Below are 10,661 nucleotides of genomic sequence, written 5' to 3'. Positions count from 1 at the left end.
CCTCTCGGCGATCGTCGACGTCCTCGGGTGGGCGACGTCGGCGCATGTGTTCCCGGCGGAAGTCAGTGTTTGAAGACGTCCTTCGCCTTCTCCTTGGCGTCACGCGCGTCGCCCTTCGCCTGGTCGGCCTTTCCCTTGGCCTGCAGACGCTCGTTGCCCGTCACGCGCCCGGCCGCTTCCTCGGCCTTTCCCTTGGCCTGTTCGCCCTTGGCCTTCATCTTCTGCTCACCGGACACAGTCGATCACTCCCTGTGCGTTGGATCGTGCCTGACGTCAGGGCGTCTGACCTGTCCGCGCTCCCGTAAACGCGAAATCCTGAATTTGTCCGCGAAGCGGCGCGCCGAATTCCCGGGATTGCCGAGGAGAAACCCGAAAATCCACCGGAATGGAGGTGTGAAGGCAGGGTAAGCGGAGGTCCGGAGGTTGATAAACATGGTTCCCCTTCTTCTCGTTCTGCTTCTCGTACTGATTCTCTTCGGCGCCGGATTCGCGCTGAAGGCACTCTGGTGGATCGCCGTGATCCTGCTCGTCGTGTGGCTGCTGGGCTTCGTGGCCCGGCCGAAGGGCGGCTCGGGCCGCTGGTACCGCTGGTAGCCCGACAACCGCACCGAGGGAGGGAGAGAGATGGCTGACGCGCATTCGCCGAGATCCTCGATGCGCAGCGTGGCCCGGAGCGACGCGGTCAGAGTGGGCGCCCGCTCCGGCTTCGCGGCACGAGGCGTGCTGTACCTGCTGATCGGCGTCCTGGCCGTACGGATCGGGATGACGGGCGGGGGCGAGCAGGCCGACCGGGGCGGGGCGCTGGAGCAGATCGCGGCCACCCCCGCCGGCGCCGTCCCCTTGTGGGCGCTGGGCGCCGGACTCGCCGGCATGGCCGTGTGGCGGCTCACCGAGGCGGTCTTCGGAGCCGCGGGCCCGGACGGGCACAAGCCGGGCAAGCGGGCGCTGTCCGCCGTCAGGAGCGTCTTCTACGCGTTCGTGGCGGCCGTGGTCCTGGCCTTCGCCGCCGGCGCCGGGAACAGCGGCGCCGGCGAGACCGACCGCCAGAGCCAGGACGCCACCGCGCGTCTGCTGGCCCTCCCGGCCGGCCGGTGGCTGGTCGGCGCGGCGGCCGTCGGCATCGTCGTCGCCGGCCTGTGGATCGCCGCCCAGGCGGTCCGGAGGAAGTACCGCAAGCACCTGGACCGGGCGATGTCGAAGAAGGCGCGCCGCTACATGGACGTCACCGGCGTGGCCGGCGGTGTCGCGCGCGGCGCCCTGCTCGCCGCCGTCGGGTACTTCGCGCTGCGGGCGGCGATCGACTTCGACCCCGACGAGGCGAAGGGGATGGACGACGCCATCCGCTCGTTCGCGCAGACCGGCGCCGGACCGTGGCTGCTCATCGCCCTCGCGGCCGGACTCGCGCTGTTCGGACTGTTCTCCTTCGGCATGAGCCGCTGGCGCCGCGTCTGACCGCGGAGCCGGGCAGGCCCCTCCTCCCGCGCCGCCGGACCCCGGCGGCGCGGGACCAGGTGGCCCCGACGGCCCCCGGACCTGCACAATGCGGCGTGTGAGCGAAGACGACCCGTATCTGTGGCTGGAAGACGTCGAGGGCGCGGAAGCGCTGGAGTGGGTGGCCGAGCGGAACGCCGAGACGCGGGCCGAACTGGCCGCCGACGCCGGTTTCGACGCGCTGAAGGAACGGCTGCGGGAGGTCCTCGACGCCTCGGACCGCATCCCGTACACCACCCGCCGGGGCGCGCACCTCTACAACTTCTGGCGGGACGCCGACCACGTGCGCGGCGTGTGGCGGCGCACGACGCTTGAGCAGTACCGCAAGGACCTCCCCGAGTGGGAGGTCCTTCTCGACGTGGACGCGCTCGCCGCCGCCGAGGGCGAGAAGTGGATGTGGGCCGGTGCGCGGGTGCGCAGGCCGGACCACGACCGGGCCCTGGTGTGCCTGTCCCGGGACGGCGGCGACGCCGTCGTCGTCCGCGAGTTCGACCTCGCCGACCGGACCTTCGTCGAGGACGGCTTCCGGGTCGCCGAGGGCAAGACCCGGATCGGCTGGATCGACGACGACACCGTCTTCGTCGGCGCCGAACTCGGACCGGACTCCGTGACCGACTCCGGCTACCCCCGCACCGTGCGCCGCTGGCGACGGGGGACCCCGCTGGAGGACGCGGCCCTGGTCTTCGAGGCCGAGAGGGCCGACGTGTCGGCCTGGGGCACCCACGACCCCACACCCGGCTACGAGCGGGACTTCGTCGGCCGCTCCCTGGACTTCTTCCGCAGCGAGCAGTTCCTGCTCGCTCCCGACGGCACCCTCGTACGGATCGACGTTCCCGAGGACGCCGAGGCGTACGCCCACCGCGACCACCTCGTCGTCACCCTGAAGTCCGACTGGCTCGGACACCGGGCGGGCTCGCTGCTGGCGTTCGGCTTCGACGCCTTCCTGGCGGGCGGCCGGGACGCCGAGGTGCTCTTCGCCCCGGACCCGCGGACGGCGCTGGCCGGGCACTCCTGGACCCGCCGGCACCTCATCCTGGAGACGATGCGCGACGTCACCACCCACATCGAGGTGCTCACCCCCACCCCCGGCGGCGGCTGGACGCGCGAGCCGCTGGCGGACGTGCCGGCGCTGTCCGCCGTGAGCGTCGTCGACACCGACCCGGACGTCTCCGACGAGTACTTCCTGGACGTGTCGGGATTCCTGCAGCCGTCCACGCTCCACCGCGGAGTGGTCGGCGGCGACAGCGAGATCCTCAAGGAGGCCCCGGCCCGCTTCGACACCGCCGGGCTGTCGGTCACGCAGCACTTCGCCACCTCGCGGGACGGGACGCGCGTGCCGTACTTCGTGATCGGCCCGGACCACGCGTCGACCGGCCCCGGTCCCGCACTGCTCTACGGCTACGGCGGGTTCGAGGTCTCCCTCACCCCCTACTACGGGGCCGTGACGGGCCGCGGCTGGCTGGAGCGGGGCGGCACCCACGTCATCGCCAACATCCGCGGCGGCGGCGAGTACGGACCCGCCTGGCACCAGGCCGCGCTCGGCGCCCACCGGACCCGCGCCTTCGACGACTTCGCGGCCGTCGCCGAGGACCTCGTGGCGCGCGGCATCACCACGCCGGCCATGCTCGGCGCCGCCGGGGGAAGCAACGGCGGCCTGCTGATGGGCGCGATGCTCACCCGGCACCCGGAACTGTTCGGCGCGATCGTCGCCCAGGTGCCGCTGCTGGACATGCTCCGCTTCCACCGGCTCCTCGCCGGCGCGTCCTGGATCGCCGAGTACGGTGATCCGGACACCGAGGCCGACCGCCCCCACCTCGACGCGCTGTCCCCCTACCACCGGCTCGCCGCCGACCGGGCCTACCCGCCGGTGCTGCTGATGACCTCCACCCGCGACGACCGCGTGCACCCCGGCCACGCCCGCAAGACGGCGGCACGGCTGCGCGAACTGGGCCACCGGGTGCTGTTCCACGAGAACACCGGCGGCGGCCACGCGGGCGCCGGCGACAACGAGCAGTCCGCCCACAACAACGCCCTGGTGCACACCTTCCTGTGGCGGAACCTCGCCACCTGAGCCGGGCCGAGGGCGGCCGGGCCGCTCCGCCCGCCGCCCGCGGGACCGGGCACCCGGGTCAGCCGGCGGCACCCGGCCGCTCCCCGAGCAGCCGGGTGCGGAACAGGTCCAGGACCATGTCCAGGGCCTGCCGGGTGGGCTGACCGGGTTCGTCGATCAGGTGCTCGGTGAGAACGGAGTGCGGCGCGAGGACGGCGTCCGGGTTCGCGGCGTCGTCCTCCAGCTCGACCGCGACGAACGCGTCGCCCAGTTCCCGCCGGAGGAAGGCGAAGCGGTCCTCCGGCACGAGCCGGTCGCTCCTGAAGCGCAGCCCCAGCACCTGGAGTTCCCGCCGCTCGCAGCGCCCCCGGACGATCGCGAGATCGCGCGGATCGATGTCGATGCGACCCGCGCGGCCCGGGGTGACGGCCAGCGGCAGCGACGGCTGGGACAGGACGGGGGCCACGAGCCGTTCGTCCGAGGCCATGGCGAGGGCGAACCCGCCGGTCAGGCACATGCCGACGGCGCCGACCCCGGGGCCGCCGCACCGCTCGTGCTCGGCGGCGGCCAGGGCGCGCAGCCACGACACGACGCGCGAACTGCGCCCGGTGGCCAGCAGCGTGAACTCGCGGCTGACGCAGACCCGCCACAGGGCGGAGGCCGTGGTGAGGCCGGTTCGCGCCCAGCCGTGGGCGGCGGGGTCCGGGTCGCGGCCCGGCGTACCGAAGAGCACCGGGAGGACGGCCGTGCAGCCCGTCGCCGCCACGCGCTCGGCGAACTCCAGGACCTTGGGCGTGATGCCCGGGATCTCCGCCAGGACGATCACGGCGGGTCCGGTGCCTCGGCGCAGTACCCGCCGGGTGGCGCCGTCGTGGGTGAACGTGCTCCGGGTGAAGCCGGTGAGATCGTGGTCTGCCACGAGCCTGCCCCCTCTGGTCAGCCGACGCCGACGGTAAGTTACCGCGAAGTAGGGCCAGTGGGTCAATGGGTGCGGCCGGGCTCGCGGACCGCGCGGGGAGGCGGAACGGGCCCGCCGACGGTGCCGGCGGACCCGCTTCGGTATGACGACGACCCCGGGGCCGCAGGACCTATCCGGCGTACGTCTCGAACTCGGCGACCTGAGGTGTCCCGGTCGAGCCGGTGATCTCGAAGGTGATCTTGCGTAGCGAGGTCTTCGGGAAGGTGATGACGCCGGCGCCGTTGCCGGAGGTCAGGACCGCTCCCGTGTCGCCGTTGAGGACCCGCCAGGCGCCGATGCGGCCCGCCCCGCCCGAGGTCTCACGGATGGCGATCACCGAGACCGCGGTGGCGGAGCCCCACTTGACCGAGACGGAACCGGTCGATCCGGCCGGCGACCAGTACGTGCCGAGGTCGCCGTCCCTGACGTTGCCGTAGCTGGTGCCGTCCGCCTTGCTGGAGCCGTCGGAGCCCGCCCCGATGCTCAGGTTCGTACCGCTCGGCTGGGTCGGGCCGGTGGTCGGCGTGGTCGGCGACGGAGTGGGGGTCGTGGGCGTGGGCGTGGGCGTGGACCCGGTCGGCGTCGGACTCGGCGTCTGCGGCGAGCAGGTGCCGTCCGACACCCGCAGGCCCGTCCCGGCGCCCGCCGTCTGGCGCACGACGTCCGGTACGCAGGAGGCCGCGTCGAGGCTGTAGGCGTACGGGATGGACACCGTGGTGTTCGACTGCGGGTCCGGACCGGCCGGGTTGTTGTCCGTGCCGGGGCTGGACCAGGTCACGTTGTCGAAGATGTTGCCGCTGACCTGCCAGTACCCGGCCGCGTCGGTGTAGAAGGTGCCCAGGACGTCCTTGGAGTCCTCGAAGTAGTTGTTGTCCACCTTGGCGCGCGCCCCGGCCCGGGAGTTGATGCCGGACTCGTTGAGGCTCACGTAGTGGTTGTTGTAGATGTGGGCGATGCCGCCCCGCAGCAGGGGGGTACGGGAGTCGATGTTCTCGTACAGGTTGTGGTGGTAGGTGATGAAGCCGTTCGAGAGCTCGGTCTCGCTGGATCCGACGAGCCCGCCGCGTCCGGAGTTGCGCAGGATGCTGTAGGAGAGCGTCACGTACTGCGTGTTGTCCTTCATGTCGAAGAGGCCGTCGTAGCCCTCCGACTCGCCGCCCGAGGCCTCCAGGGTGGCGTGGTCGACCCAGACGTTGCGTACGTTGCTCTCCATGCCGATGGCGTCACCGCCGTTGGACGTGGGTGAGCCCGACTTCTTGACGTTCCGTACGGTGACGTTCTGGATGATGATGTTGCTGGACTCGCGGATGTGGATGCCGAGCTGGTCGAAGACCGCCCCGCTGCCGACGCCGACGATGGTGACGTTGCTGATCTGCTTGAGCTCGATCACGCCGTCGGCCGTGTTGCAGCTGCTGCCCGACACCTTGGCCGTGTTGGCGTGGTTGACGGTCCCCTCCACCTCGATGGTGATCGGGGTGCTGCTGCTGGCCCGGCCGCACAGGGCCGCGTGGATCGCGGTTCCGGTGGTGGCCCGCACGGTCTGCCCGCCCGCGCCGCCGGTGGTTCCGCCGTTCTGCGTCGCGTAGCCGGTGGCGCTGCCCGTCGCCGCGGACGCCTCCGGCATGGACACCAGCACTCCCGTGCCCGCGGCGAGGGCCATGGTGGCCAGCGCCGCCTGGAGCCGTCGTACACCTCGTCGTTTCATCACAGTCTCCCGGTGGGTCGTCACCTGCCGGTCCGGTCGGTCCGGCAGGGGTGGTGCCGCTCGGCGACGGCCGGGTCGATGGGGCCCCGGGGAACAGGAGCTACGAGGTCATCGATGCCGATCGCGCGCACGATGGAAGCGCTTTCTGTCCCTTCTTCCCTATAAGTCAGCGAAGAGATGGAGTGGCCAACTCCCTTGACAGGAAAGCGCTTTCCGGCGGCGACGATAGGGCGCGCCCGGGGGAGTGGCAAGGCTCTGCGCGAGATCCGCCGCGCGGGGGTCGCGGGTGCCCCGGTGCGATGCGGAGGGGGTGCGGGGCGGAGCCGGCCGGGTGAGCCGCGTCTCACCCGGGTCCCTGCGCTTGTCTATGCAACTCGTTGCATAGCAAGATCGGAGCCATGGCGCTCGAACACGCGATCCTCGTGTCCCTGCTGGAGAAGCCGGGTTCCGGCTACGAGCTGGCCCGCCGGTTCGAGCGGTCCATCGGGTACTTCTGGACCGCCACCCACCAGCAGATCTACCGCGTGCTCAAGCGCATGGAGAACGACGGCTGGGTCGACGTCCGGGACGTGCCCCAGCAGGGGCGCCCGGACAAGAAGGAGTACTCCGTCGCCGACCTGGGCCGCGCCGCACTCTCCTCGTGGCTGCACGAACCGATCGAGCCCGAGAGCGTCCGGCACGACCTCGCGGTGAAGATCCGCGGCGCGGCCTTCGACGATCCGGCCGCCCTGACGGACGAGGTGGAACGGCACAAGCAGGCCCACGCGGCCCGGCTGGCCCACTACCTCGCGGGCGAGGCGCGCGACTTCCCCGGGGCCGCCCCCGGGTCCCCGGACGCCGGGCCCGCCGACCGCGACGCGCCGGCCCCCGGGCCCGCCGCCGGCGCGCTCGACCCCGAGCGTGAACTCCAGCACGCCGTCCTGCGCGGGGGCATCGCGTACGAACGCATGATGCTCGCCTGGCTCGACGACGTCCTCGCCACCCTCGGCCGGTTCCGTCCCGGACCCTGACCGGCCGTGCCGCTCAGCCCCGTACCCCCACCCCTTCCACCCTCCAGTCGAAAGGCGGCAACCATGGCCGACCCGCTGCTGTTCAACCCGCGCACCTACGACCCCGCGCACTTCGATCCGGAGACCCGCCGGCTGCTGCGCGCCACCGTCGACTGGTTCGAGGAGCGTGGCAAGCGACAGCTGATCGAGGACTACCGGACCCGGGCCTGGCTCGGCGACTTCCTCGCCTTCGCCGCCAAGGAAGGGCTGTTCGCGACCTTCCTGACCCCCTCGTCCGAGGCGGACGGGCAGGACGAGCGCTGGGACACCGCCCGGATCGCCGCGCTCAACGAGATCCTCGGCTTCTACGGCCTCGACTACTGGTACGCCTGGCAGGTCACCATCCTGGGCCTCGGCCCGGTCTGGCAGAGCGACAACGCCGCCGCCCGCGCCCGCGCCGCCGAACTCCTCGCGCAGGGCGAGGTGTTCGCCTTCGGCCTGTCCGAGAAGTCTCACGGCGCCGACATCTACTCCACCGACATGCTCCTGGAGCCCGACGCCGACGGCGGCTTCCGCGCCACCGGCTCCAAGTACTACATCGGCAACGGCAACGCCGCCGGACTCGTCTCCGTCTTCGGCCGCCGCACCGACGTGGAAGGCCCCGACGGCTACGTCTTCTTCGCCGCGGACAGCCGCCACACGGCGTACCACCTGGTCAAGAACGTCGTCGACTCGTCGAAGTACGTCAGCGAGTTCCGGCTCGAGGACTACCCCGTGGCCGCCGAGGACGTCCTGCACACCGGCCGTGCCGCCTTCGACGCCGCCCTCAACACGGTCAACGTCGGCAAGTTCAACCTGTGCACCGCCTCCATCGGCATCTGCGAGCACGCGATGTACGAGGCCGTCACCCACGCCCACAACCGCATCCTGTACGGCCGCCCCGTCACCGCCTTCCCGCACGTGCGCCGCGAGCTGACCGACGCCTACGTACGCCTCGTCGGCATGAAGCTCTTCAGCGACCGGGCCGTCGACTACTTCCGCTCCGCCGGCCCCGACGACCGTCGCTACCTCCTCTTCAACCCGATGACGAAGATGAAGGTGACCACGGAGGGCGAGAAGGTCATCGACCTGATGTGGGACGTCATCGCCGCCAAGGGCTTCGAGAAGGACAACTACTTCGCCCAGGCCGCCGTGGAGATCCGCGGGCTGCCGAAGCTGGAGGGCACGGTCCACGTCAACCTGGCGCTGATCCTGAAGTTCATGCGCAACCACCTGCTGGAGCCCGTCGCCTACGAGCCCGTGCCGACCCGCCTCGACGCGGCCGACGACACGTTCCTCTTCCGCCAGGGCCCGGCCCGCGGCCTGGGCTCGGTGCGCTTCCACGACTGGCGCGCCGCCTACGACACCTTCGCCCACCTGCCCAACGTCGCCCGGCTCCGCGAACAGGCCGACGCGCTCTGCGAGTTCGTCGCCACGGCGGCTCCCGACGAGAAGCAGAGCCGCGACCTCGACCTCCTCCTCGCGGTCGGCCAGCTCTTCGCGCTGGTCGTCCACGGCCAGCTGGTCCTGGAGCAGGCGGACCTCACCGGACTCGACGAGGACGTCCTCGACGAACTGTTCGCCGTGCTCGTCCGCGACTTCTCCGCGCACGCCGTCGAACTGCACGGCAAGGACTCCGCGACCGAGCAGCAGCAGCTGTGGGCGCTGGGCTCGGTGCGGCGCCCGGTCGTCGACGAGGCGCGGTCGGAGCGGGTCTGGCAGCGGGTCGAGGCGCTGTCGGGCGCGTACGAGATGGGCCGGTAGGACCCGGGCACGGGGGCCGGACAGGGCGGCCGGTCGCGGGGTGAGGCTCCGCGGCCGGTCCGCGGCGCACGGGGGCGCCGGGCGGACCCGTCCGGACGGGAACGTCCGGCGGTCGCGCCGGCCCCCGGCGCCGGATCCTCGCGCCGGTTCGTCGGCCAGGTGGTCAGGCCGGTGGTCAGGTCCGGTGGTGTCCGGTGGTCAGATCGGATGGGCGGGCGCGGCGGTCAGGACGGCCGGTCGGTGTCCGCGGGGCCCTCCGAGAACAGGGCGACGAGCCGGCCGACCGGGTCGTCGCCGAAGCACATCGCGAGTCCCTCGGCGGACTCGGCGGCCTTGGCGGCGCTGCGGGGGAAGAGGGCCTCCTCGTAGGCGGTGAGGGCCCCTTCGGTGTCCCCGGGACGGGCGGCGAGGGCCAGCCCGAGTTCGGCGCCGTCCAGCATGGCGAGGTTGGCGCCCTCGCCGGCGAACGGCGACATCAGGTGCGCCGCGTCGCCCAGCAGCGTCACGCCCGGAACACGCTCCCAGCGGTGCCCGATCGGCAGCGCGTGGATCCTGCGGGGGAGCGGCGCGGCGTCGGAGTCCGCGAGGAGCGCCGTGAGGCCCTCGTCCCAGCCGTCGAACAGCGCGAGCACGGCCGCCTTGGCCTTCTCCGCGTCGGTGAAGTCGACGCTGTCGATCCACTCCTCCGCGACGCGCAGGGCCGTGTAGACGTGCAGGCCGCCGTCGGTCTGCAGATGGGCGAGGAAGCCCCGGCCGTCGCCGAGCGCGAACAGCATGCCGCCGCCGGCGACCTTCACGCTGCCGGGATGGCGGACCTCGGCGTCGTGCAGCTCGGCCTCGACGAAGGAGATGCCCGTGTAGGCGGGCTCGGCGTCGGACAGCAGCGGGCGGACGCGCGACCACGCGCCGTCGGCGCCGACGAGCAGGTCGGTCGTGACGACGCCGCCGTCCGAGAAGGTCACCTCGTGCCGGCCGCCACCGAGCGGACGCGTGCCGACGACCTTGTGGCCCCAGCGCACGGTGCCCTCGGGCAGGGAGTCCAGGAGCAGGTCGCGCAGCAGGCCGCGGTCGACCTCGGGACGCTCGCCGTCGCCCTCGTCCGGCTGGTCCCAGCGGACGACGCCCTGGCGGTCCAGGACGCGGCAGGCCTGGCCGCCCGGGTGTACGAGCGCGCGGAAGGCCTCGTGGAGACCGGCCGCGTGCAGCGCGACCTGGCCGTTCTCACGGTGGATGTCGAGCATGCCGCCCTGAGGGCGGGCGTGACGGGAGGCCTCGAGGTCGAAGACGGCGGCCTCGACGCCGTGCAGGTGCAGGACGCGGGCCAGGGTCAGCCCGCCGAGGCCGGCGCCGATGACGGCGATGGGGTGGTGGGTGGTCATGGCGACTCCTTGGAAGCGGGGCACGGAGCCGGCGGGCGGACCCGCTCGGCCCGCGCCGGAGGGGCACTCCGAAAAGCGTAACGAACATGTTCGTSGCGAACAAGTTCGTCACGAACGCGTACGACGCGGCTCGCGGTCGTCCGCCACCCCCGGGCCGTGCCGCCGGTCGTCGCCCTGCCCGCGGGCGCCCGGGTGGGCCGCAAGCTGCGGATCTCACCGGCGGCGGAGATCCGGTACGTGGCGCGCCTCCGGCTGGTCGACGGCTCGCCGATGGCCATCGAGTACC

9 protein-coding genes and 1 pseudogene are annotated in these 10,661 nt (G+C 72.3%); 6 read left to right on the top strand and 4 right to left on the bottom strand.

Going from position 1 to position 10,661, the window contains the following annotated elements; genetic code table 11:
- Positions 1 to 62: 62 nt before the first annotated feature.
- The gene (locus EAO71_RS32355; RefSeq protein WP_147981388.1) at positions 63 to 236 is read right to left on the bottom strand and encodes a CsbD family protein; all 174 of its coding nucleotides are present in this window, start codon (positions 234 to 236) and stop codon (positions 63 to 65) included.
- A 196-nt stretch (positions 237 to 432) separates the two neighbouring features.
- Between EAO71_RS32355 and EAO71_RS32350 the strand changes: the two genes are divergently transcribed.
- From EAO71_RS32350 to EAO71_RS32340, 3 genes are all read left to right on the top strand, one after another.
- Positions 433 to 594 carry a DUF5670 family protein gene (locus tag EAO71_RS32350; protein ID WP_147981387.1) on the top strand — a complete coding sequence of 54 codons (162 nt, stop codon included), beginning with the start codon at positions 433 to 435 and terminating at the stop codon, positions 592 to 594.
- A 30-nt stretch (positions 595 to 624) separates the two neighbouring features.
- Complete coding sequence (locus EAO71_RS32345) at positions 625 to 1,452, top strand: DUF1206 domain-containing protein (RefSeq protein ID WP_147981386.1); 828 nt, start codon at positions 625 to 627, stop codon at positions 1,450 to 1,452.
- A gap of 88 nt (positions 1,453 to 1,540) precedes the next feature.
- On the top strand, positions 1,541 to 3,562 hold the full coding sequence (locus tag EAO71_RS32340; protein WP_147981385.1) for a prolyl oligopeptidase family serine peptidase: 2,022 nt from the start codon (positions 1,541 to 1,543) through the stop codon (positions 3,560 to 3,562).
- Positions 3,563 to 3,620: 58 nt separating this feature from the next.
- On the opposite strand, the gene EAO71_RS32335 is transcribed toward EAO71_RS32340, so the two are convergent.
- Together EAO71_RS32335 and EAO71_RS32330 are read right to left on the bottom strand one after the other, a co-directional pair.
- Complete coding sequence (locus tag EAO71_RS32335; protein WP_147981384.1) at positions 3,621 to 4,460, bottom strand: dienelactone hydrolase family protein; 840 nt, start codon at positions 4,458 to 4,460, stop codon at positions 3,621 to 3,623.
- Positions 4,461 to 4,629: 169 nt separating this feature from the next.
- Entirely contained in the window at positions 4,630 to 6,204 is a 1,575-nt protein-coding gene (locus EAO71_RS32330) for a pectate lyase family protein (protein ID WP_147981383.1), read from the bottom strand.
- Between the two features lie 398 nt (positions 6,205 to 6,602).
- Between EAO71_RS32330 and EAO71_RS32325 the strand changes: the two genes are divergently transcribed.
- Both EAO71_RS32325 and EAO71_RS32320 read left to right on the top strand, forming a co-directional pair.
- A complete protein-coding gene (locus EAO71_RS32325; protein WP_147981382.1) occupies positions 6,603 to 7,214 on the top strand; it encodes a PadR family transcriptional regulator in 612 nt (203 codons plus the stop codon).
- Between the two features lie 63 nt (positions 7,215 to 7,277).
- Positions 7,278 to 8,996: an acyl-CoA dehydrogenase family protein gene (locus tag EAO71_RS32320; protein ID WP_147981381.1), complete on the top strand. Its 1,719-nt coding sequence runs from the start codon at positions 7,278 to 7,280 to the stop codon at positions 8,994 to 8,996.
- Positions 8,997 to 9,220: 224 nt separating this feature from the next.
- Here EAO71_RS32320 and EAO71_RS32315 read toward each other — a convergent pair whose 3' ends face one another.
- Positions 9,221 to 10,375 carry an FAD-dependent oxidoreductase gene (locus tag EAO71_RS32315; RefSeq protein WP_147981380.1) on the bottom strand — a complete coding sequence of 385 codons (1,155 nt, stop codon included), beginning with the start codon at positions 10,373 to 10,375 and terminating at the stop codon, positions 9,221 to 9,223.
- Between the two features lie 174 nt (positions 10,376 to 10,549).
- On the opposite strand from EAO71_RS32315, the pseudogene EAO71_RS39350 reads away from it, so the two are divergent.
- Positions 10,550 to 10,661, top strand: a pseudogene (locus EAO71_RS39350) (GntR family transcriptional regulator); the annotation flags it as partial.

This window comes from Streptomyces sp. MS191 (assembly GCF_008042125.1).
GTDB lineage: Bacteria > Actinomycetota > Actinomycetes > Streptomycetales > Streptomycetaceae > Streptomyces.
Note: the sequence above shows the minus strand (reverse complement) of the source record. Positions and strands in the feature narration are given on the sequence as shown.

What these genes read in the sequence shown, in the direction of transcription:
- EAO71_RS32340 (WP_147981385.1), top strand. Translation starts at nt 1,541, where the DNA reads ATGCGGCGTGTGAGCGAAGACGACCCGTATCTGTGGCTGGAAGACGTC.
- EAO71_RS32330 (WP_147981383.1), bottom strand. Translation starts at nt 6,204, where the DNA reads ATGAAACGACGAGGTGTACGACGGCTCCAGGCGGCGCTGGCCACCATG.
- EAO71_RS32325 (WP_147981382.1), top strand. Translation starts at nt 6,603, where the DNA reads ATGGCGCTCGAACACGCGATCCTCGTGTCCCTGCTGGAGAAGCCGGGT.
- EAO71_RS32320 (WP_147981381.1), top strand. Translation starts at nt 7,278, where the DNA reads ATGGCCGACCCGCTGCTGTTCAACCCGCGCACCTACGACCCCGCGCAC.
- EAO71_RS32315 (WP_147981380.1), bottom strand. Translation starts at nt 10,375, where the DNA reads ATGACCACCCACCACCCCATCGCCGTCATCGGCGCCGGCCTCGGCGGG.
- EAO71_RS32350 (WP_147981387.1), top strand. Translation starts at nt 433, where the DNA reads ATGGTTCCCCTTCTTCTCGTTCTGCTTCTCGTACTGATTCTCTTCGGC.
- EAO71_RS32345 (WP_147981386.1), top strand. Translation starts at nt 625, where the DNA reads ATGGCTGACGCGCATTCGCCGAGATCCTCGATGCGCAGCGTGGCCCGG.